The sequence below is a fragment of the Psychrobacter fjordensis genome (assembly GCF_904845995.1).
Classification (GTDB): domain Bacteria; phylum Pseudomonadota; class Gammaproteobacteria; order Pseudomonadales; family Moraxellaceae; genus Psychrobacter; species Psychrobacter fjordensis.
This window is the reverse complement of sequence record NZ_CAJGYP010000001.1, coordinates 2,010,787-2,033,060: the sequence shown is the minus strand read 5'-3', so window position 1 is coordinate 2,033,060 and position 22,274 is coordinate 2,010,787. Positions and strand designations below refer to the sequence as shown.

The window sequence follows — 22,274 nt, the reverse complement described above, 5'->3', positions numbered from 1 at the left end:
TCCTTAAATAAGTAAACGCAACTTATGCTTATTTTATTCATCGTTTGTGACTGTGACGAAAATGACCGATTGTTATGATAATCAGTACCTAGTCACGACCCATATTTGACTATTGAATGCTGTCTAATAGCTGTACATAAGAAGCAAATAACTGACGATGGGTCATGAGCTCATCATAGGTAATCGCAAAAACACCATGACCGCCGTGGGCAAATTTCAACCAGTCAAGCTGGATTTCAGGATAGGCTTGTTTTAACGCCCATTCGCTATCGCCCACTTCGCAGATTAGCAGACCTTCTGGACTTAGATAGTCTGGTGCTTCAAACAAGATACGATGTACCAAGTCCAGTCCATCTTGACCGGCAGCTAGTGCATGCTCAGGCTCATATAAAAACTCAGGTGGCAAGTCTGCCATGATAGCTGCATCGACGTACGGTGGGTTGGTGACGATGAGCTCATACTGGTTTTCAGTAGGAATCTTCGCAAACAGATCTGACTCAATCACATTAACCTGATGGCCAAGGTCATGATGATCAACGTTGACCATCGCGACTTCTAGCGCACCTTTATCGATATCGACAGCATCAACCAATGCATCGACGAAACGGGTCGCAAGCGCGATAGCAATACAACCAGAACCGGTACACATATCCAAAATACGCTCAGGCTGCGACAGTTGCTTGACGTCTAGGCCATGATCGTAAAATGCTGCGCCTTGCTCATTAGGACTAATTCCTAACGGCTTAGCCAATTCAGTCACCTCAAAGTAAGGATGAAACTGCTGACGTATTAACTCTGCTATCGGTGAACGTGGAATCAAAACACGCTCATCGACATAAAAAGGCAAGTCACAGAAGTATGACAAGTTAATCAAATAACTGAGTGGCTTACGTTCAGCGATGCGCTCTTCTAGCAGACTTAGCACCAACTGCTTCTCTGAAGTCGTCAAGCGACAGTCAAGAATCTGCTCATTCGCTGACCAGTCTAGCGATAATGAATGCAATACAATGGCGGATGCCTCTGCGAATTCATCAGTAGTACCTTGGGCGACGACCACATCATAATTACGTAACTGAGTGACTGAAAAACGAATGAAATCGCGGATACTGACGAGCTGCTCTCGCGCTTCTTCTAGCTCTGCATGCAAATTGGCAAATTGATCGTCCTCACCGAGAAGCCCAGACTCCAAATCAAACGCCATATTATCTTCTAGACTATCGTCATTGAAGTACTGGTTTTGAAACTCTTCTGCGCTCATTGTTTGGTCTTCTGACATATCATACCTTGCTGATTACATGTTCGTTGACGACATGTGGGTGGGTTAAATCGCTTCTAATAAAAGCTGATCTATTAATTAATATTCTAATTATACATTATAGACATAAACACTAAGTAGCGCCAATATTTGCATTTTTGTGTTTATAGAGATAATAGGAAATGTAATTAACTTCAGTCATATCATGAGCTATTACCCTATCTAAACTCTCGCTCAGTTATTACCCAACTGTAGTGAATACGTCAGCAGTTGACGTTTGGCAAGCATTAAGTGAAAAAAGATGTGTCTAAAGTTTGCGAAGCATCCAAATTATGCGCATAATAGCCACATTAGTACCAACTACAAGTGATTCAACATGATGAAAATAAAGCCTATTATTACTGCTATTTCTATCGCTGCTGTCAGCGTTAGTGCCATTGCTGCCACTGCCGATACGACTCGCACATTGCCAGTACGTACAGCGGATTCGCTTGCGAAAAAAGTCAGCCTCAATGTGCAAGAAAATCGCAGCAACTCGTTAGACAGTCGTACAGCGACTGACAACATGACGCAGCTAATCGATTCAAAACAAGCACCGAAAGCGGCGGCGCCTGATAATATGAGCGCAGCTGAGCTGATGCGTAAAGATGAGCAGGCTGACCGTACTGACGATATAAGCGAAGGTCAAGCGGTTGCTGCTCCTAGCAACCTGGCATCTATCGATTCATCTGACCCACTTTCTTTTGAATTGCCTGAGAATGAAAAACGTCAAGACTTTAGTGATGACCCTACCATCAAAAATATCGAAGACAAAGATGGTAAAAGACACACTACCCTGAATCTATCAAACTATGCCAAGCAAGTGAATAGTTCTGTCTGGTCACCAAACATGAAAGTCAACTCAGCGATGACTATCAAGATGCAGGCGTTACTGGATTGGAACCATGCTTCTCCTGGTCCTATCGATGGTGGTTGGGGTATGAACAGTAAAAAAGCCCTTATCAATTTTCAAACCATGAAAGGTTTGACTGCTAACGGTAAAATGGATCAAAAAACATGGGATGCTTTGATCAAAAACATTCCTGCTAATAAGCCCGTACTGGTCACCTATACGCTGACTAAAGCAGATCTTGATACCAACTTTGCGACTACCCCTTCTGGTTCAGAAGCCAAGTCAAAAATGAAAGGTTTGTATTATCAAGACATCAAAGAGATGTTGGGCGAACGTTTCCACATGGACGTACGCTACCTTGATAAGTTGAACAAGAACAAAGAATATAAAGTTGGTGAAACCATCACAGTATTGAACAACCGTGGCGAGCTTAACCAACGTATCAACCGTATTGTTGCTAACAAAGCAGACCAAACCCTGTATGCATACAATGGTGACAAACTGGTTGCTACCTATCCGACGACTGTCGGTAGTGCTGCTACACCATCACCAAAAGGTACGTTTAAGATCATCAATAAAGTGAAGATGCCTTGGTATAAGTCAACAGTCGGCGAAGGTGCTCAAAAGAAAGTGCATATGATCGCACCAGGACCAAATAATCCAGTAGGCGTTGTTTGGATGGGATTGTCTAAACCTTCTTATGGTTTACATGGCTCACCAGTACCTGAAGGCATCAGCCGTCAAGGGTCAGCAGGTTGTGTTCGTTTGACCAACTGGGATGTGCTAGAGGTTTATGCAAACGTTGAGAATGGCGCAGTGGTCGAACTTCAATAACGCTCCACTATTATAGTTACCAAAAAAGACCTTGATATATCAAGGTCTTTTTTATGGTTGAACATAAATGATGGTTGAATACCCTCAAGATATCTTAAAGCGTGTTAAACATTCAATCGTGGCGCTGACAGAGACTATTTGTGAGTGTTCAAAATGCCCTACACTTTATACCCTTCCTCATTGCCAGTAATACTACCGACTTTTTTGGTAAAGAATAATCCTGCTGGGATAGATACCAAAATCCCCAACGCGACTGCTATTTGCACATGCAATATCTCATTAAAACCTGTTACTAGCGTGGCAACTATAAACACACCAATGGTAACGGTTGCTGCTATTGAATAAATGACAGAAAATAATGGCCAGTTCATAAGATACTCCTCACTTTTATTGTGGATATAGTACCTTTATACACTAAACCCACATTAAAAGTAAGTATTTAATATAGACCCATAGAGTAGCCATAACAGATGATTCAGAGCAAAAACCATGTTAACATTAAGGTTTTATTTTGGTAGTTTCAATATCATAAACATTACCTTTCAGCTTTTATCAGTTACCGACTAACTTCCCTTCTTGTTCGCAAAAAACTCATATACCTTCCTCCATTTATCATTACAATAACGACTTTCTTTGACTTTTTAAGAAAGCTACCTGCCATGACCTCACCTGAAGAAAAACCGCCTAATGATACGAGTACTACCAAACAATCATTAAAGATGACTAAACCTGAAAAAGAAAACGCTATGGTCGCGAATGAGACTGATAGCTCTGAGCCAGACAGTACTGCAAAAAATGCTGAATCTTCAGAGCATCATGACGAAAATGAATCCGATAAGAACATGGCAGATACACAAAATCCTGAAGCAAAAGTAATCATAGAGTCAGTCAGCCCAGATGTAGCAGTTGCGACATTAGAGACACCTGATACCACAACACCTGAATCCTACATATCTGAAGATAAATCACAGCCCTCTACTGAAGACTTAACACCAGAGACTGAATTATATTCAAACCATACTGATATTGAACATACTCACCTAGAAAACCCTGAAGCTATAAAAAAAAATCAAGATGATGCTGACAGCACTAAGCAAGCCTCTCAAGAAGAAGCTGACGCTGAAGTAACCGTTTCTGATAGTGATATAGAAGACAGCTCGATAAAACAGAGTGTGGATTCAGAGCAATCCGTAAATGAATCAACATCAACAAATGCTATTGCAAATAAGCATCAGAGTGCTACAACACAAAACGGTCAGCACAATAAAAATGATGCTCAAAAAGTCACCATAAAAGATGAGACCAACAATCAAACAGATCAAGATAGCGAAGACCTAGAGGAAGACGTTAAAGAACAAAAGGAAGCCAAACTTGAGTCTTATAAGCAGTTTGTTGCCGAGCAATTTAGCAATCAAAAAGTAGACTATCCAGAAGTCCGAGTAAGAATTGAAGCCAATGCGCTGCCTAGCAAAATGTATTTCATCATGAACATACTGTCTGCCATCATTGCCAGTTATGGACTGGTGACCAACTCAGCAGCGGTGGTCATTGGAGCTATGTTAGTGGCCATGATGCTAGGACCGATTACTGGTGTCGCATTAGCCATTATTGACCACCGTATGCCGCTACTACGCAGGTCACTTATCACCATGCTCATCGGCGTATCATTGGTGATATTGGTTGGCTTTATCGTGGGGTGGCTACACAAAGATCAGCCTTTAACAGCAGAAATACTGTCCCGTACTCAGCCAACATCCATGGATTTGATGATTGCTCTAGCAGGTGGTACTGCTGGTGCTTATGCGATGGTCTCGCCGCACCTCTCGGTTGCCGTTGTGGGCGTAGCCGTTGCCACAGCACTGGTGCCACCACTTGCTGCTAGTGGTATTTTATTGGCTAATGGTGAGCTACAGCTCGGACTCGGTGCGTTTTTATTAGCCATCACCAACATTATTGCGATTCAATTTACCAATGCCTTAGTGCTTTGGCTGCTAGGGTTCCGCCGTTTGGTTGATGACGATTATAAATCAAATACTTACTTAACTTTTTTGCGACGTAACGCTGTTACTTTATTATTGCTAGGCGGCTTGGGTACTTATTTAACTATCAATCTACAGACCAATGCCAAACAGCAAGTGTTTGAGAGTAGCGTCAAAGAAACCATCAATAGTTACTTCATTGATAAGGGCAACGTGCTAACCAATACCCAATTCGAAACTGTCGATGACAACCAAGTCGTACGTGCTGTTATTCGCGGGGAGACAACGCCTAGCTCATACGATGTCCGTCAAATTGAATTAGCAATTACCCAAGATATGGCGAAAAACTTTCCCAAATACTTACCCATTAAACTACAACTGCGCTACTTGCCAGTACAGGTGATTGAATCCAATCCATTGATACAAGATAGATTGGACGAAACTGATGCAGCGATTTTGACCAACTAATTCATTTGCGAGCCAGATTTTGTAATGCTTTAAAATACTGGCTATGGTCGTCTCAAGATAATTTGGATGCAATAATGAAGGCAAGTGAAAGCACTACGACTAGTAGGATTAGCAATCCTGACGCGCTATCTGGTTGATATAGTATTGACTATATCCACAGAATAACCCTGCAGTTGTAACTCTTGTACCAAGAGCTTGGGCGTTTGTGCTAAAATCGCTTGCAAAATTATTTTACTTCATCTACTCAATTCTATCCGTCAGTAAGGAGCCGCTGTGAGCCAGCCATTTCGCTCAGCCGATATTCGCCAAGCCTTTATCGATTTTTTCATAAGCAAGCAGCACACTACAGTCCCATCGTCTAGCCTGATTCCGCATAACGATCCGACATTACTATTTACCAATGCCGGTATGAATCAGTTTAAAGAGACGTTTTTGGGCATGGAGCCACGTGACTATACACGTGCTGTGTCCTCGCAAAAGTGCGTACGTGCTGGCGGTAAACACAATGACCTAGATAACGTCGGCTATACAGCACGTCATCATACTTTCTTTGAAATGCTCGGTAACTTCTCGTTTGGCGATTACTTTAAACAAGCCGGTATTGAGTATATTTGGGAGTTTTTGACATCGAGTGACTGGTTAGGAATTGATAAAGACCGTCTATATGTCACCATCTATGAAACCGATGATGAAGCCTTTGATATTTGGAACAAAAATATCGGTATCCCAAGCGATCGCATCATTCGTATTGGTGATAACAAAGGCGCACCATATGCGTCAGACAACTTCTGGACGATGGGTGACACAGGTCCTTGTGGTCCTTGTACCGAAGTCTTTTATGATCATGGTGCAGATATCGAGGGCGGCCTACCAGGCACACCTGAAGAAGACGGCGACCGCTATATCGAGATTTGGAACTGTGTGTTTATGCAGTTCAACCGTCAAAAAGACGGTACGCTATTACCACTGCCAGCACCTAGTGTGGATACAGGCATGGGTCTTGAGCGTATTAGTGCCATCATGCAAGGCGTCCATGGCAACTACGAGATCGATTTGTTTATCCATTTGATGGATGCAGCAGCTGAGATTTTAGAGATTGCTAATGAGCAGCAATCATCATTGAAAGTCATCGCTGATCATATTCGTGCCGTTGCCTTTTTGATTGCTGATGGTGTTACACCAAGCAATGAAGGCCGTGGCTATGTGCTACGCCGTGTGATCCGTCGTGCGGTGCGCCATGGTAACAAGCTGGGTGCAGATGGTGACTTTTTCTATAAGATGGTCGCACCATTGGTTGCTGAAATGGGGCACGCCTATCCTGAGCTAAAAGACAAGCAAAGCGCCATCGAAAACGCCATTCAAAAAGAAGAAACACAGTTTGCCAAGACACTAGCACAAGGGTTGCGTTTGCTTGCTAGTGAGCTTGAAGGGTTGCAAGATGGTGACACGCTCTCTGGTGAAGCAGCCTTTAAGCTGTACGACACTTATGGCTTCCCGCTTGATTTGACCGCTGACATCACTCGTGAGCGCGGTATTGTTATCAATGAAGCTGAGTTCGATGAGCACATGCAAGCACAACGTGAGCGTGCGCGTGATGCTGGTAAATTCGACGTCGATTATAGCAGCGTCATTCAAGTAGAAACGCCGACGACCTTTATCGGTTATGAGCAACTTGAAGAAGAAGGCGTGACGATTGACGCGCTTTATCAAGATGGCAATTCAGCAGACAGCTTGAATGAAGGCATGGAAGGTGTTGTGGTGCTTGACCGTACCCCATTTTATGCCGAAGGTGGTGGTCAGGTTGGTGAGCTGGGCGAAATTCGTACCGCATCTGGTGTCTTTGAAGTCCAAGATACCAAAAAATCTGGCCAAGCCATTATTCACTATGGTGTTGTCACCATGGGTGAGATTAATGCCAAACAAACAGCTGATGCACAAGTACTCTCTAGCATCCGTGCAGCCAGTGCCAAAAACCACTCGGCTACTCACCTGCTACATGCAGCACTAAGAGAAGTATTGGGCGACACAGTCACGCAAAAAGGCTCACTAGTATCAAGCGAAGTATTACGTTTTGATTTCTCTTACGACAGACCCGTTAGCATTGCTGAAATCAGCCGTATCGAACGTCTCGTCAATGAGCAAATCCAAGCCAATACCCCTGCCCGTATCGAGAACATGTCGATTGATGAAGCCATGAAAAACGGTGCAATGGCGCTGTTTGGTGAAAAGTACGGCAGTGACGTTCGCGTGCTTACCATGGGTACAGACAGTATCGTAGATGGTCAACGCAAGCCCTTTTCTATCGAGCTGTGTGGCGGTTTGCATGTACAGCGTACTGGTGATATTGGCCTGTTGAAAATTACGAGCGAGTCAGGCATTGCTGCTGGTATTCGCCGTATTGAAGCCGTTACTGGCATGAATGCGGTCAAAAACATTCAGCAAAGCGAACAGCAATTGAGCGAGCTTGCAAGTCAGCTTAAAGTAAAACGCCCTGAAGTTGCACAGCGTGTCCGTACCATGGCAGATAAGCAACGCGATCTAGAAAAACAATTAGAGCGCTTGCAACAAAAAATTGCCAGTGCCCAAGCAGCCAACTTACTCGACGACGTGCAGACTATCGCAGGTACGCCAGTACTTATCAGTATGTTGAGCGGTGTCGATGGTAAGTCAATCCGTACGCTAATGGACGATATCAAATCTAAACTTCCAGATAGCGTGATTGTATTGGTGGGTGACAAAGACGATCAGTTGGCTCTAGCAGCCAGTGTAGCGAAGTCTCTCACAGCCAAAGTAAAAGCGGGTGATATCATTCGTCACTTGGCAGGTGAGCTGGGTGGTAAAGGTGGCGGTAAGCCTGACTATGCTCAAGGTGGTGCGCCAAAATCTGGTAACAGTGCAGCAGTCATTGATGCGCTACCTGCTTGGATTGCAGACCAGCTTGGCTAAGCAGTAAGCTGAGCAAAACGCTGCATCCTCAAATGTACAATACGTGATTGGTTATAACCATTATAACCAATCGCCATACATCTAAGCCGTACTAGCACTTAACGTGGTGACGTAGATATGATATAAAGGTCAACGTTTGAACACATTGTTCATTCATTAACTGTTAAGCACCATTAAATATAAGTACCATGGAATACAAGCACCATTGAATAAATGAAAGGCATAGGGCGCAACTCTTATAATACGGCTTTGTCTATGCAAACATTGATTGAGCGTCACATGGCGACATTGGCTCTCATTGATGATAACAAAAGGCCATTAATGAATAATAGGTAGATTTTTATGGCGTTAATAGTACAGAAATACGGCGGCACCTCGATGGGCAGTATCGACCGCATCAAAAACGTCGCCAAACGAGTCAAACGCTGGCATGACAACGGTCATCAAGTGGTCGTCGTGGTCTCTGCCATGAGCGGCGAAACCAACCGTTTGATCGATCTGGCTCGCCAAATTAGCACTCAGCCTGATCCTCGTGAATACGACCAAATGGTTTCGACAGGTGAGCAGGTTTCTATTTCATTGCTCGCGATGGCGATTAAAGAGCTTGGTATCGGTGCGCGTTCATTTACTGGCCGTCAAGTCGCGATTAAGACAGATAGCGCCCACAATAAAGCCCGTATCGAAAGCATCGATGATAAAAATATTCGTGAGCAGTTAGATGCTGGTAATATTGTCATCGTCGCAGGCTTCCAAGGTATTGATGATGAAGGCAACGCGACCACATTAGGGCGCGGTGGCTCTGATACTACTGGTGTCGCTATTGCGGCTGCTTTGGGCGCGGATGAATGTCAAATCTATACCGATGTTGATGGCGTCTACACCACTGACCCTCGTGTCACCTCAAAAGCTAAGAAACTTGAAAAAATTACCTTTGAAGAAATGCTTGAGATGGCAAGTCTTGGCTCTAAGATTCTACAGATTCGTTCCGTAGAGTTCGCGGGTAAATATGGTGTACCTTTGCGTGTACTATCTAGCTTTGATGAAAACACAGACGGTAGCTTTGACCAAGAATTTCAAGACAATGTCGGCACCTTAATTACGATAGACGAAGGAGATAGTATGGAACAGGCAATCATCTCAGGTATCGCCTTTAACCGAGACGAAGCAAAAATTGTAGTGCGCGGTGTACCTGACCACCCTGGTATTGCCTCTGCTATCTTGAGCCCGATTGGACGCGCCAATATCGAAATCGATATGATCGTACAAAACCTCTCGACCAATGGCACAACCGACTTTACTTTTACTGTCAATCGCTCTGATTTAGACAAAACCATGAAAGTGTTGAATGAAGAAGTCAAAGATGAGATTGGTGCAAAAGAAGTCTTAGGTAATAGTGAAGTCGTCAAAGTCTCACTAGTGGGTGTTGGCATGCGCTCGCACGCCGGTGTCGCTAGTCTTATGTTCCAGACGCTCGCTGAAAACAACATCAATATCCAAATGATATCGACCAGCGAAATCAAAGTCTCTGTACTGATTCAAGATCAACATTTAGAAAAAGCGGTTAAATCATTACATACCGCCTTTGGTTTGGATCGCGAAGATGGCGAAAGTAAAATCGCTGGGCTATAATAGCCACCTATAATCCTGATGTGCTCTTTATGGTGGCTGGGCTATTATTTTAGTTAACAATAATAGATTTGGCTGGCGCAGTTACCACTCATGGGTTACTAATAACAGTCAATAATACGTTCAATTAAATAGGGTCTCTTGAGATCCTATTTTTATTTTTTATTATTGCTGACGTTAGTAGTTACCTAATAGTTTTGTGAAAACTCGTGACAGTCTCTGCCATGCCCCCTATAATGGGCTTTCATTTGGGCTAAATGAATCTACCTATCATTACCGCCATTGGCACTACGCTAATTATTTTAGTTATGCTGATATATAGTATGTTTAATACTGCGGTGATGTCCTGCAATTGAGAAGTAATCTAATGAGTAATAATTTGTTGATGCGACATAAGGAGTGTGACGCATGTTAATTTTGACACGCCGCGTGGGCGAAACGCTAATGATTGGTGATGAGGTCAGTGTGACTGTCCTAGGTGTCAAAGGCAATCAAGTACGTATCGGTGTAAATGCACCTAAAGATATTGCCGTACACCGCGAAGAGATTTATCAACGTATTCAGCATGAGCGTTCTGTACAGTCGCAAATGCAACATCTTGAGCAAGGCAGTTTTGCGCCTTCTTTCGATGATGAAGACTATTTTAATCGCTAATCGATATATTTTCACTTTTCTAATCTGCTCTGAGGTCATTTATTTATGAGTATTCGCCAATCAGACATATCGGCTCTACTTAATGGTTTGAACAAAAAAGCCATTGGATTCAATGATGTCATCAGTTTTATTGATGATTTTTATCGCTATGCACCTGCCCCTTTTGTTAACGGCATGGTACATAATGCAGCTGGTGAAAACGAAGGTAGTGCAAAGATTTTTGGCTTTGCTAAGCTCCATGGTCTTGATCAATTAGACACGCTAAAACTATTCGGTGAGCATTATGCCAAAGTTCAAGCAACCCCTAATGGTACCGATCATGCCAATATTCGTAATTTTTTACATTGGGGTTGGCAAGGGTTTTTGATGCAAAAAAACCCACTGACAGTACGCCCTAGCGTTGATACGACTGCACTTTAATCAATCATCAAACAATAAAAAAGCCACGCTATATATAGCGTGGCTTTTTTATTGTGATCTACATCAGTAATAAATGCTTATTTATCACGGAACTTAACGGGTTGCACGGTCCCTTTAGGATTCGGCATGTTGGGATAATGATGCTCATGCTCAACATCACATTCTGCCCCGACGACAGACCCATCGTCTTTTACTGGTTTATGAATGTAGCCAGTACGCTCAGAAGGTGGTAGGTGCTCATGCTCCCAAACCATGATGGCTTGCATACAAGTTTCACGCTGTTCAGCGGTTAGCTTACGACCATCAGGCCATTTGCCTATCTCAATCGCCATACGAAACTTATCAGCCACTTCTGGCGTCAAACTTGCCAATATTGTTTGCTTATCCATCTTATCTACTCTCCACTACTATTTTTTATAGCATATTCTATATAACGTTTTTATATAACAGATGCACTTATTCGTCATCGTCCATAATATCATCATCGACATCCAGACTGAATTCTTCAGCATGGACGTTCCAGTGCAACTTTGTACGACAAGCTTCATAAAAATCAAACCCTGGTGGATGTAACAGTGTCAGCTTGTCAGGGTGCTTGCGAATATAGAGCCGCTGCTCTTGTTCAAGCGGTACGCTTGGTTTGCCATCGGCGCTGACCATCGGCTGCGTGCGATTGTCTTCGTGAATACGAATACACACCTCACTGTTACCGCTCACTACGATAGGCCTGCTAGATAGCGTATGCGGGTGCATAGGTACCAGACAGATGGCATCCATACTCGGATGAATAATAGGGCCACCACCTGACAGTGCGTACGCGGTAGACCCAGTCGGTGTCGCCGCTATCAAGCCATCGCTATGCTGTCTGTACACATCATGCTCGTCAATTTTCATCTGAAAATCAATCATGTGTACTGACTTTCCAGCGTGTAATACGATGTCGTTGAGCGCCATGTCTTCGTGGATAATCTTACGACCTTCTCGTATCTCCATAGTCAACAGGAACCGATGATCTAGTTGGTAATCACCCATCAAGACTTGGCGTAGCTTAAACGCCGCCTCATCAGGCTTTACATCTGCCAAAAACCCAAGCCGACCACGGTTAACGCCCAGCACAGGAACACGGTAACGTGCTAAAGCTTCGGCGGCATGCAATATCGACCCGTCCCCACCAACAACGATGACCAAATCGCAAATTTCACCGATGAGACTACGCTTAACGATTTTAACTTTTTCAATCTCAGTGAGGTTCAATGTTGGTAAGTTGGCCGTCTTCACATCCATAATCAATGTGAGATTCATATCATTGATCGTTTGGGCAATCTGCACGAGGCTTTGGGTGACACTACGCTTGCCTGCACGGCCCATCAATCCGATACGCCTAAAAGCAGGGTTTTTGATAGCGTGAAACAGCTCTGACTCATGTAAGTGTGGCAATCTGGCTGACTGCGCTGAGTTTTCCATAAAACGGCTCGGTATAACGGTAAAATACTAGGTAATGATAGCGATAAATGAGCGCTTAGACTAGCATGTTTATGAATTATCGTTGTTAACTGTCGTAATCGACCCCATATAAAAGCCATCATACGTTACTCTTAGACGTGTTTATTTAGCTACATAGCATCACATTATTATAATTCAATAAGCAACTACAGAATGTCGTCAGGCCTTTATGGCCGTCACGCAAACACAGTTGACAATAATGGCGGATTTGCTAAAGTAGCTGTTATCTAACTCATTTATATTTTATTATTAGGGACATATATATGGCCAATCCTATTGTCAGTCGCGCAGAACTTGCGATCGGCGGGAATCCAATGACGGTCAAGGGTGTTATTCAAAAGACCAGTCTATTACTTGGGCTATCAGCTATCACTGGTGTGGGCTTTTTCTTTTATGCACTTATGGCAGGTCTATCGCAGGGTTTTATCACGATGGCAGCCTTTGGTAGCATGATTGCTGCATTCGTTCTTGCTCTTTTCATCACTTTTAAGCCACAAAAAGCTAAAACTTTGGCTGTACCTTATGCACTACTAGAAGGTATATTTTTAGGTGGTATTTCACTTTTCTTTATGAGAATGTATCCAAGTGTGCCAGTGACTGCTATGTGTGCAACTTTTGTCACCGCAGCCGTTATGCTAGGTCTATATCGTTCAGGTCTAGTCAAAGTGACTCAAAAATTCCGCTCAATTGTGACCTCAGCCGTTATCGCCATCATGCTAGTTTATGTGGCTCAGTGGGTACTTTCTTTGGCATTCGGCTCAAGCTTACCTTTCTTGTTTGAAGGCGGCGTTATCGCTATTGGCTTTAGCTTATTCGTTATTGTTATTGCTTCTTTCACACTGCTATTGGATTTCGATAATATCGACCGTGGTGTGGCAATGGGCATCTCTGAAGATTACGAGTGGCTATTCAGTATCGGTATACTTGCCACACTAGTGTGGATGTACATTGAGTTTATGCGTCTATTAAGCTATCTACAAGATTAGTATAAATAGACTGTTTAACAGTAAGCTAAAACACAAAACCGTCTTTTATTAAAGGCGGTTTTTTTATGGATAAAGCCTTGCTTCCATTATCGATATTTTACTTTCAAACCCTATCGAAAAACTTATAGAAAGCTAACTACCTAAGTCATCGATTGAGCCAACACCTCGAAAACTTTTGCATGACTCATCTGCGCCACATTGAACCGCATAAAGTTCTCAGCATTTTCTGATTGACTAAAAACATTGCCCGGTGCCAATACCACACCTTTGGATAAACAGCGATTAGCCAATTCGGTCGCATTATTATCCTCAGGTAATTGGCACCATAGAAACATACCTGCTTGTGGAAGCAGCCACGGTACGATGCCTAATTTAGCCAGCCGTGGTAACGTGTGAGTACGCGCGCTTGCCAGCCGAGTATGGATATCGTTCATATGCTTACGGTAGCCGCTATCAGTCAACGCTGAGAACACAACCGCCGCTGCTAACTGACTGCCACCAAAGCCAGTCGCTATCTTTAAATCTATCAAACTCTCGACCCATTCTATAGGCGCTGCAATATAACCACAGCGTAGGGATGCGGATAACGTTTTAGAGAAACTGCCGATATAAAATACGCGTGATAACCCATCCAAAGCCGCCAATCTCGCCGCAGGCTTCACTTCAAAATCTGCAAAAATATCGTCTTCGATAATGTACAAACCAGCAGTCTGAGCCAATTGTAATACACGGTATGCCGTAGCAGGTGATAACGTTGCGCCCGTAGGATTGTGAATGGCAGCATTGGTGATGTACAGGCGCGGCTTATGCTCATCTAAAATCGCTGCAAAGGCATCTACATCTGGCCCATTTGGGGTATAAGGCACACCAACCACTTTGACTCGATGGGCAAGCAGCTGTGCTCGAAAGTTAAAATAACAAGGATCATCTACGATGACCGTATCACCTGGTGTCAGTAAAAATCGAAAAATCAAATCTATCGCTTGAGTGCCGGAATCCGTCAGTATTATCTGTGACGGTTCTGCATTGATACTCAATCCTGCCATACGTCGCGTGAGTAATTGGCGTAATGCTAACAGTCCTAGCGGCGTTGCATATTCACTGATAATGGACGCGTCAGCCTTTGCCACATTTCGTAGACCACGGCGCATACCTGCTTCAAACAGCCAATCCGCTGGTAACCAACCGCAGCCTGGCTTTAGCGCACCATCGGGTGGCTCAAGCGACTGCCGCGACACCCACAATGGATCTACCACTCGATCAATTTTTGGCGCTATATCTGTTAACGATAGTGGCGCTGTCGTCTCTGCTACATAAAATCCTGCACCCGGACGAGAGTAGATAGCTCCCTCGATTTGTAGGCGCTCGTAGGCTTCAACCACGGTAGAAGGTGAAAACCCATAGTCTTTGGCCGCGGCACGGATGGATGGTAACCGCGACTCTGGCATGTAGATGACAGTCGCTATTTTCTCTTTTATGTCAGCCATGACAATTTCGATGCGTGTGAATTTATTATTCATATTTTTTACTGTTTTTAATAGGTTAGCTTCTATGGATGTCTTGTCTCAAAATTGTAGATGGGACAATATATTGATTTGATTTTCGAACTGTATCGGTTCTATAGACCAAACAGTTCTGTCTAATTGTACTGGATTGTATATAGATAACCTACTGCGCTTTTGTTTTAATCATTGAACGTAAACGATGTAGAGGTGGATGTGAGACTCTACTGTGAATCACACTAACCCCAGCCAATTCAACGATTATTCTTCAAAAAGTAGCGATCTATGACCACGAAAAAATATAATAAATATCTGGCTTTTGCCTTATGCGTAATAACGACAAGCGTCAATATCCAAGGGCCGCTTTATGCCGTTTACGCACACAATGATGGCTATGGCGTACTAGCAACTACGATAGCGTTTTCCTTTTATGTATTAGGCGTCATACCTGTATTGTTGGCTTTTGGCGGATTGTCTGATCGAATTGGACGGCGCAAGACAATTTTAATAGCTTTAGCGTTATCAATAACAGCGACGGCTCTCATGTTGTTTTATCCTTACACACGAGCGTTAGCAGTAGCACGATTCATACTGGGTGTGGGAACTGCTCTAATGGCTGCTACGGCGACTGCCTATATGATTGAGCTGCTTGGCTCATCAGATACGATGCGTGCGACAGCGTGGGTGACGGCCAGTACGACGATAGGTTTTGGTCTTGGTCCTGTATTGACGACAGTTTCTTTGATGCTTTACGAAACCGATCAGCCAGCCAGTTTTTTCTTACTGCTAGCGAGCGGGATATTCGCTATGTTTTTGTTATGTCAATTACCAGAGACAGCACCTAAACGCACTAATTTGCCCACATCTATGCTACGGCTACCTTATTTTAATCGTGAAGTCATTTGGTATGGTAGCGGTATTTTGATTTGTTGGGCGACGACAGGATTGGTATTATCAGTTATTCCCTCAGTGCTGGCCACGCATGGACTCGCTAAGTATGCAGGGATATCCTCTATGTTAGCCATCAGTTGTGGATTGATCGTTCAGCCAATCGCCCGAAAACTTGACCCTCAAACCTCCAGTAAGCTTGGTCTTTTGATCTTACTACCAGCATATGCTTTGTTGGCTTGGGGAACTTTGAACGCCAGCCTTCCAGTGATTCTTTTGGCTGCTTTTTTAGCTAGCAGTAGTTGTTATGGCTTTGTCTATCTAGGAGGTATGCTAGGAGTCGCACGCTCGGCTGGCAATGAGCAGGCACGTGCGAGTGCAGGCTATTTTTTGATGGCATATATAGGGCTTAGTGTGCCTGTCATCTTTACTGGTTTGATTGTGGATCGGTATGGTGCTGCTACTGCATTCTACACCTTTGGTGTGTTTTCATTAGTTGGTGTGATTGTCTTGTTTGCCAGCCAGCCTATGCTGAAAGTTAGGCGTCATTCAACCTTAGAAATGAGAAAGATTACCTGATCAAACCTTAAGTAGAAATAAAAGAAGTAATATTTTTCTTCGACCAATCGTAAAATGCGATACACGATAAAGTAAAAAAATAGAATAGAAAGGCAGAAAATAAGGACAGCATTAGGACGTAAATGTTTTAGATGGTCTGTTCTCTTCTATTCGAAAGTCTAGCCACACACCAATCTGAGTTTTATGTCATATCACAGACACAAAAAAACCTCAAACAATCTAATGTTTGAGGCGAAACTTGCTTAAACTCGAAAGTCTAAATTCGTTTTAAATATGGCGCAGCGGACGGGACTCGAACCCGCGACCCCCGGCGTGACAGGCCGGTATTCTAACCAACTGAACTACCGCTGCTTAGGTCTCTTTAGCATTTTACCTTTATGAAGAGGCCCACTTTGCTAAAGTAGTGGTGGGTGATGACGGATTCGAACCGCCGACATTCTGCGTGTAAGGCAGACGCTCTACCAACTGAGCTAATCACCCGCGAACAATTGCTATGCAATTTATTCAACATCAACTGAGCTCTTAAGTTTGTCACTAAGCTCTGCTGCTGTGGGTGTGTATTATATAGATTTACAGTTGGGTGTCAAACAGTATTTTCGACTTTTTCGCATATTTTTTGCATTTTTATCGAAATTTCTAGCAAGCATATGTTTTTATTGGTTTTATACTTTTATAAAAAACCAATGTTTTTTGAGTTAGATACTTATTTATTGGCTAATGCTTGCTCAATATCATTTTTAATGGCTTCTGGCTTGGTCGTTGGTGCATAGCGGTCAATGACTTGTCCATTACTACCTATTAAAAACTTGGTAAAATTCCATTTGATACCGTCTGTGAGCACACCACCCTTTTGCTCTTTGAGCCATTCATAGATAGGATGAGCATCTTCACCATTCACATCAACCTTTGCCATCATTGGAAAGCTAACACCATAGTTCTGTTGACAAAACTCACCAATCTCATCATTGCTGCCTGGATCTTGGCTACCAAATTGATTACAAGGGAAACCGATAACTACTAACCCTTGATCTTTGTATTGTTGATATAACGACTCTAGCCCTTCGAACTGCGGCGTAAATCCACATTTGCTTGCAGTATTAACGATTAGTAGCACCTTACCTTGATAATCTAAAAAGGCTTGCGAGCTACCATCCATGCGCTCAGCCGTAAAATCATAAATAGTACTCATCATCTATCCTTAAATTGATTGAATTATTATTTTAGTTGTTTGTTAAGCCTTACTATATTCTTAGTAGCAACCATAACCATACTACCAATAAATAAAAAGAGTACCAACAAATAAAAAGGAAGCATAGTGCTTCCTTTTTGTACATCTAAGCTTATCTAAACAGCTGACAACTACTTCTCAGATTTATCCAAATCAATAGATACTGAGTTAATGCAGTAGCGCATGCCAGTCGTTTCACTAGGTCCATCAGGAAATACATGACCCAAATGCGCGCCACAATTACTACAGGTTACTTCTGTACGAGTCATGCCCAGCGAGTTATCGACATGCTCTTCAATAGCGCTGTTATCGATTCCTTGGTCAAAACTTGGCCAACCGCAGCTAGCATCAAACTTATTACTTGAGTCAAATAAGCTAGCACCACAGCCTTTACAACGATAAACGCCATCATCGGTCGCATCGTTATAAACACCTGTGAACGGACGCTCTGTACCTTTCTCACGCAGTACATGATATTCGTCAGCGCTCAAACGCTCTTTCCAGTCAGCTTCAGTTAATTGGCTGATTTCTTCTTTGCTAAGTTGATTATCTTGCATAATTTACCCTTAGTTAGATAGGTATTATCTAATATTTTATGTTTCTACTATTAAAGTTTTATCGTTATTGCTTTATAAAAACGATGCGCCCTATCTATTGGTTATTGCTGCAATATTCAAGGCATACATTACAATAATATTATATTGGTAAAGCAATTAGTAATAGGTAATCATGTGTCATTTTAGTATAGAACTGTCTCACATACTTATGAATGCAAGATTTACTTTCATTTTTCTAATACTTTCAAAGATAACTTGCATTGCTATTGTTTATGCAATAATATCTTGCATTAGTATCTAAACATTACTCTTCAATCAAATTAATCTGTTTATTACAACCTATTGATGAACACAGGCTTAACTGATTATGGCTAGCGATAAGAATAAAAATACACAAGCTGAGCGACTTGTACAGTTGCGCCGCGGTAAAGGTTTTACCGCTGAACAATTGGCACAAGCGATGACAGCAGCAGGAGCAAAAGTAAGTCGTGGCGCTATCTCTAACTGGGAGCGTGGCACGAACGGTATTGTCTCGTCTAAGCTGCCGACATTAGCACGCATCCTAGGCTGTAGCGAAGGCTATCTGCTACGTGGCGAACTTCAGAGCGAAGTCAGTGCGACAATAAAATCAACAAGAGGTAGCTCAGGCAAGAATGACGATATATCTGCTTCTTTACCTGTAGACATGCAGCCCAACCATACAGACCAAAATCAATCGAAAACAGTCTCTACAACACCTAATGCTCGAAAAAACTCACAAAATAACCCTAAGAGTGGTCACTCTATGAATACAATCAAAAAATCTGATAAATTACAAAACGTTTGTTATGACATCCGTGGTCCCCTACTACAGACTGCAAATAGAATGGAAGCGGAAGGCAAGCGCATATTAAAACTAAATGTTGGCAATCCAGCACCGTTCGGTCTAGAAGCGCCGCATGAAATTTTACGTGATGTGGCTATGAACTTAGCAGAAGCGACAGGATATTCAGACTCTCAAGGTATTTTTTCTGCACGTAAAGCGGTATTGCAATATTATCAATCAAAGGGGTTGTTATCAGCCGTTGATGTGCGTGATGTGTATTTGGGTAATGGCGTATCTGAGCTGATCGTTATGACCATGCAAGCACTAATGAATGATGGTGATGAAGTGCTCATTCCAATGCCGGACTACCCGCTATGGACAGCAGCAGCCAACCTGTCTGGTGGTACGGCAGTGCACTATCGTTGTAACGAAGAAGACAACTGGCACCCTGATATCGAAGACATCAAGTCTAAGATTACTAGCAAAACAAAAGGCATCGTGGTTATCAACCCCAATAACCCGACCGGTGCCCTTTATAGCGATGAGCTACTATTACAAATTATCGACGTCGCCAAAGAACATGATCTCATCATTATGGCTGATGAGATTTACGATCGTATTCTTTATGACGATACCGTACATACACCAATGAGCACACTGACTGACGACGTGTTGGTCCTTTCGTATAACGGCTTATCAAAGTCGCACCGTATCGCTGGATTTCGTGCAGGCTGGATGATGGTCTCTGGTCGTAAGCAACACGCAACAGACTTCATCGAAGGATTAGACATGCTCGCATCTATGCGCTTGTGTTCTAATGTTCAGGGGCAATATGCCATCCAAACAGCGATGGGTGGCCACCAAAGTATGAAAGAACTTACCTCTAAGACAGGTCGTTTGTATAAACAGCGCGAAATGGCTGTAACACGTCTCAACGCTATCAAAGGTATTTCATGCACCATGCCTCAAGGCGCATTTTATTGTTTTCCAAAGATAGATCCTGACGTTTACCCTATCACGGATGATATGGACTTTATGATGGATTTACTGATTGAAGAAAACGTCTTAATGGTACAAGGCACTGGATTCAACTGGGACAGACCAGATCATTTTCGCTTAGTATTCCTACCCAATTTACATGAACTAGAAGACGCAATGGATCGCTTAGATCGCTTCTTTGCTAAAAAACGCCAACAGTTTGGCACTGATTAAATATTAAATGGATATAAAAAATGCTTATCAGCATAATGCCGATAAGCGTTTTTTATTGTATTGAACTTAGCTATAAAAATTCAGTCTTAAAGATGCATTCATTCATTCATTCACTAACTAACTAACTAACTAACTAACTAACTAACTAACTAACTAACTAACTAACTAAGCAGATTAGCCCCATATTAGAAAACATTACTCAATATGACATAACTGATGGCAGACATGGTGGCCGCTGCAGGAAGCGTAACGATCCAAGCCAAACCAATCGGTCTCATAAGTTTCCAGTTGGTATCCTTATTGACAATACCAATACCCAATACCGCACCTACTAGCGTATGCGTGCTCGATACAGGTAATCCCATGGTCGATGCACCCATAACAACAGCCGCAGCAGCCAGTTCAGCTGAAAAGCCAGAAGCAGGATGCATTTTTGCCAAGTTCGTACCCACTGTCTGAATCACTTCTTTACCGATAAACCATAGACCGACAATCAATGAAACACCAAAGGTTAGCATCACAGCAGGTGGCACTGCCGCTTCTGTAGCAATGCTATTGGTACGAATCACATCCATAATAGCTGCAAAAGGACCGACAGCGTTGGCGATATCGTTTGAGCCATGACTGAAAGCAAATGCTGATGCTGTAAAGACCTGCATCCAGCTAAACATAATAAATGTCGCCTTGGTCAAATCTTCCTTATGCTTACCGCGGATACTCTTGGTATAAATATAGGTCGCTAGCCATACTAGCGCCGCTATCATTCCCATAATCAAAAAGCCCTGCAAGGTCGTCAGGCCATTATTGACGTTCTTTAAGCCCTTGAAGACGACCAAAGAGGTCATCACTGCACCACCTGCCGCAGCAATGATAGGAACCCATTGCTTAAGGGCTTTTAGCGTATCAAGGCTACTGCGCTCGTTCTCGATATCATAAAGCTTTTTGTAGTAATCAGTCTCTAAGTCTTCAACGTCACAATCGTCATCTTTGTAGATTTCTTGATCGCGTAACATAGCTGACGTATAGGCCAACTGCTCAGACTCTGTCAAACCATCCAGAAACTCTCGATGATTTTGCTTTAAGACTTTTTTATTGCCTTTTAGCGTCGCAATGTAGGCTTCTGTTTTATCATTATATTCAATGATGTTTTTCTTGATTTGTCCATACAAGAGATAGGACAGGATGCCACCTAGTAACGGTGACAGCACCCAAGAAATAGCGATCGTTCCAACCGTTCCCCAGTCTACCGTTGATAACGCCATATCAGTACCACCTAATGTGATACCTAAAACAATGGAGCTACCAATCACACCACCAATAATAGAGTGAGTGGTCGAGACGGGCAAACCTTTTTTGGTCGCAAATAACAGCCAAAATGCCGCAGCAATCAATGCGGAAAGCATGACATAGATAAACTGATTGGGCGTCACGGATAGACCATCTAGATCGACAATTCCACTCCGAATCGTGTCAGTAACTTCACCGCCTGCGAGGACTGCCCCCGATACTTCAAATATCGCGGCAATACCCAATGCTTGCGGGATAGTCAGCGTCCCTGCGCCCACCGACGTACCAAAAGAGTTGGCAACATCGTTACCGCCGATATTGAATGCCATAAAGACACCAAAGGCAGTCGCTACAATAAATAGCGTGGTCTGTTGACGCATTGTGTAATCTAGACCCCACCATAAAAAGTAGGAAGTCATCGCAATCAGTAAAATGGCAAAAAATAGATTTATTCTCATAGAGCCAACGGTTTTGACTGACTCTGTAGAACTGCTGCTAATACCCATACATTAATACGTCCTGCGTAAGCTGATTGAAATTATATGAGGTTGATAACATTGCGCTGCTACTCATAATGCCTGTTGTAGCATATATCAAGCACGCAACATGCTTTTAAATGGTCTTAAACTAACTATGGTCAAGGCAAAAAACAC

16 protein-coding genes, 2 tRNA genes and 1 pseudogene are annotated in these 22,274 nt (G+C 42.9%); 9 read left to right on the top strand and 10 right to left on the bottom strand.

Annotation, left to right across the window (positions count from 1 at the left end; genetic code table 11):
* Nucleotides 1–109: 109 nt before the first annotated feature.
* Nucleotides 110–1,276 carry a 50S ribosomal protein L3 N(5)-glutamine methyltransferase gene (gene prmB / locus JMW61_RS08645; RefSeq protein WP_110922651.1) on the bottom strand — a complete coding sequence of 389 codons (1,167 nt, stop codon included), beginning with the start codon at nucleotides 1,274–1,276 and terminating at the stop codon, nucleotides 110–112.
* A 355-nt stretch (nucleotides 1,277–1,631) separates the two neighbouring features.
* Here prmB and JMW61_RS08640 point away from each other — a divergent pair, with 355 nt between their 5' ends.
* A complete protein-coding gene (locus JMW61_RS08640) occupies nucleotides 1,632–2,981 on the top strand; it encodes a L,D-transpeptidase family protein (protein ID WP_181416248.1) in 1,350 nt (449 codons plus the stop codon).
* Nucleotides 2,982–3,139: 158 nt separating this feature from the next.
* Here the strand turns inward: JMW61_RS08640 and JMW61_RS08635 are convergent, their stop codons facing one another.
* Nucleotides 3,140–3,352, bottom strand: a complete 213-nt coding sequence (locus JMW61_RS08635; protein WP_110922650.1) for a hypothetical protein — start codon at nucleotides 3,350–3,352, stop codon at nucleotides 3,140–3,142.
* A 288-nt stretch (nucleotides 3,353–3,640) separates the two neighbouring features.
* On the opposite strand from JMW61_RS08635, the gene JMW61_RS08630 reads away from it, so the two are divergent.
* The 5 genes and pseudogenes from JMW61_RS08630 (at nucleotide 3,641) to JMW61_RS08610 (ending at nucleotide 11,074) form a co-directional block, all read left to right on the top strand.
* On the top strand, nucleotides 3,641–5,428 hold the full coding sequence (locus JMW61_RS08630) for a DUF389 domain-containing protein (RefSeq protein WP_201550285.1): 1,788 nt from the start codon (nucleotides 3,641–3,643) through the stop codon (nucleotides 5,426–5,428).
* Nucleotides 5,429–5,701: 273 nt separating this feature from the next.
* Nucleotides 5,702–8,374, top strand: coding sequence for an alanine--tRNA ligase (alaS, locus tag JMW61_RS08625; protein WP_201550284.1), 2,673 nt, complete (start codon nucleotides 5,702–5,704; stop codon nucleotides 8,372–8,374).
* Nucleotides 8,375–8,716: 342 nt separating this feature from the next.
* Nucleotides 8,717–10,003 (top strand): aspartate kinase, encoded by a 1,287-nt coding sequence (locus JMW61_RS08620; protein WP_197100008.1) that lies wholly within the window; start codon nucleotides 8,717–8,719, stop codon nucleotides 10,001–10,003.
* A gap of 405 nt (nucleotides 10,004–10,408) precedes the next feature.
* A pseudogene (gene csrA / locus JMW61_RS08615) lies at nucleotides 10,409–10,576 on the top strand (carbon storage regulator CsrA); the annotation flags it as partial.
* A gap of 123 nt (nucleotides 10,577–10,699) precedes the next feature.
* Entirely contained in the window at nucleotides 10,700–11,074 is a 375-nt protein-coding gene (locus JMW61_RS08610; RefSeq protein ID WP_110922646.1) for a HopJ type III effector protein, read from the top strand.
* Between the two features lie 77 nt (nucleotides 11,075–11,151).
* Here JMW61_RS08610 and JMW61_RS08605 read toward each other — a convergent pair whose 3' ends face one another.
* Together JMW61_RS08605 and JMW61_RS08600 are read right to left on the bottom strand one after the other, a co-directional pair.
* On the bottom strand, nucleotides 11,152–11,463 hold the full coding sequence (locus JMW61_RS08605; protein ID WP_201550283.1) for a YeaC family protein: 312 nt from the start codon (nucleotides 11,461–11,463) through the stop codon (nucleotides 11,152–11,154).
* Nucleotides 11,464–11,530: 67 nt separating this feature from the next.
* On the bottom strand, nucleotides 11,531–12,538 hold the full coding sequence (locus JMW61_RS08600; RefSeq protein WP_181416247.1) for an NAD(+) kinase: 1,008 nt from the start codon (nucleotides 12,536–12,538) through the stop codon (nucleotides 11,531–11,533).
* A 302-nt stretch (nucleotides 12,539–12,840) separates the two neighbouring features.
* Here JMW61_RS08600 and JMW61_RS08595 point away from each other — a divergent pair, with 302 nt between their 5' ends.
* The gene (locus JMW61_RS08595; protein ID WP_110922643.1) at nucleotides 12,841–13,563 is read left to right on the top strand and encodes a Bax inhibitor-1/YccA family protein; all 723 of its coding nucleotides are present in this window, start codon (nucleotides 12,841–12,843) and stop codon (nucleotides 13,561–13,563) included.
* A gap of 140 nt (nucleotides 13,564–13,703) precedes the next feature.
* Here the strand turns inward: JMW61_RS08595 and JMW61_RS08590 are convergent, their stop codons facing one another.
* Nucleotides 13,704–15,083, bottom strand: a complete 1,380-nt coding sequence (locus JMW61_RS08590; protein ID WP_201550282.1) for an aminotransferase-like domain-containing protein — start codon at nucleotides 15,081–15,083, stop codon at nucleotides 13,704–13,706.
* A 267-nt stretch (nucleotides 15,084–15,350) separates the two neighbouring features.
* Between JMW61_RS08590 and JMW61_RS08585 the strand changes: the two genes are divergently transcribed.
* Nucleotides 15,351–16,532, top strand: a complete 1,182-nt coding sequence (locus JMW61_RS08585) for an MFS transporter (RefSeq protein ID WP_201550281.1) — start codon at nucleotides 15,351–15,353, stop codon at nucleotides 16,530–16,532.
* Between the two features lie 274 nt (nucleotides 16,533–16,806).
* Here JMW61_RS08585 and JMW61_RS08580 read toward each other — a convergent pair.
* The 4 genes from JMW61_RS08580 to msrB form a co-directional block, all read right to left on the bottom strand.
* Nucleotides 16,807–16,883, bottom strand: a tRNA-Asp gene (locus JMW61_RS08580).
* 53 nt (nucleotides 16,884–16,936) lie between these two features.
* A tRNA-Val gene (locus tag JMW61_RS08575) sits at nucleotides 16,937–17,012 on the bottom strand.
* A 223-nt stretch (nucleotides 17,013–17,235) separates the two neighbouring features.
* Complete coding sequence (locus JMW61_RS08570) at nucleotides 17,236–17,721, bottom strand: glutathione peroxidase (RefSeq protein WP_201550280.1); 486 nt, start codon at nucleotides 17,719–17,721, stop codon at nucleotides 17,236–17,238.
* A 170-nt stretch (nucleotides 17,722–17,891) separates the two neighbouring features.
* Entirely contained in the window at nucleotides 17,892–18,317 is a 426-nt protein-coding gene (msrB, locus tag JMW61_RS08565) for a peptide-methionine (R)-S-oxide reductase MsrB (protein WP_194197216.1), read from the bottom strand.
* A 367-nt stretch (nucleotides 18,318–18,684) separates the two neighbouring features.
* On the opposite strand from msrB, the gene JMW61_RS08560 reads away from it, so the two are divergent.
* Nucleotides 18,685–20,334, top strand: a complete 1,650-nt coding sequence (locus tag JMW61_RS08560) for an aminotransferase class I/II-fold pyridoxal phosphate-dependent enzyme (RefSeq protein WP_227687396.1) — start codon at nucleotides 18,685–18,687, stop codon at nucleotides 20,332–20,334.
* Nucleotides 20,335–20,519: 185 nt separating this feature from the next.
* Here JMW61_RS08560 and JMW61_RS08555 read toward each other — a convergent pair whose 3' ends face one another.
* Complete coding sequence (locus tag JMW61_RS08555) at nucleotides 20,520–22,127, bottom strand: inorganic phosphate transporter (protein ID WP_201550279.1); 1,608 nt, start codon at nucleotides 22,125–22,127, stop codon at nucleotides 20,520–20,522.
* Nucleotides 22,128–22,274 lie beyond the last annotated feature (147 nt).

What these genes read in the sequence shown, in the direction of transcription:
- prmB (WP_110922651.1), bottom strand. Translation starts at nt 1,276, where the DNA reads ATGTCAGAAGACCAAACAATGAGCGCAGAAGAGTTTCAAAACCAGTAC.
- JMW61_RS08640 (WP_181416248.1), top strand. Translation starts at nt 1,632, where the DNA reads ATGATGAAAATAAAGCCTATTATTACTGCTATTTCTATCGCTGCTGTC.
- JMW61_RS08635 (WP_110922650.1), bottom strand. Translation starts at nt 3,352, where the DNA reads ATGAACTGGCCATTATTTTCTGTCATTTATTCAATAGCAGCAACCGTT.
- JMW61_RS08630 (WP_201550285.1), top strand. Translation starts at nt 3,641, where the DNA reads ATGACCTCACCTGAAGAAAAACCGCCTAATGATACGAGTACTACCAAA.
- JMW61_RS08620 (WP_197100008.1), top strand. Translation starts at nt 8,717, where the DNA reads ATGGCGTTAATAGTACAGAAATACGGCGGCACCTCGATGGGCAGTATC.
- JMW61_RS08610 (WP_110922646.1), top strand. Translation starts at nt 10,700, where the DNA reads ATGAGTATTCGCCAATCAGACATATCGGCTCTACTTAATGGTTTGAAC.
- JMW61_RS08605 (WP_201550283.1), bottom strand. Translation starts at nt 11,463, where the DNA reads ATGGATAAGCAAACAATATTGGCAAGTTTGACGCCAGAAGTGGCTGAT.
- JMW61_RS08600 (WP_181416247.1), bottom strand. Translation starts at nt 12,538, where the DNA reads ATGGAAAACTCAGCGCAGTCAGCCAGATTGCCACACTTACATGAGTCA.
- JMW61_RS08595 (WP_110922643.1), top strand. Translation starts at nt 12,841, where the DNA reads ATGGCCAATCCTATTGTCAGTCGCGCAGAACTTGCGATCGGCGGGAAT.
- JMW61_RS08590 (WP_201550282.1), bottom strand. Translation starts at nt 15,083, where the DNA reads ATGAATAATAAATTCACACGCATCGAAATTGTCATGGCTGACATAAAA.
- JMW61_RS08585 (WP_201550281.1), top strand. Translation starts at nt 15,351, where the DNA reads ATGACCACGAAAAAATATAATAAATATCTGGCTTTTGCCTTATGCGTA.
- JMW61_RS08570 (WP_201550280.1), bottom strand. Translation starts at nt 17,721, where the DNA reads ATGAGTACTATTTATGATTTTACGGCTGAGCGCATGGATGGTAGCTCG.
- msrB (WP_194197216.1), bottom strand. Translation starts at nt 18,317, where the DNA reads ATGCAAGATAATCAACTTAGCAAAGAAGAAATCAGCCAATTAACTGAA.
- JMW61_RS08560 (WP_227687396.1), top strand. Translation starts at nt 18,685, where the DNA reads ATGGCTAGCGATAAGAATAAAAATACACAAGCTGAGCGACTTGTACAG.
- JMW61_RS08555 (WP_201550279.1), bottom strand. Translation starts at nt 22,127, where the DNA reads ATGGGTATTAGCAGCAGTTCTACAGAGTCAGTCAAAACCGTTGGCTCT.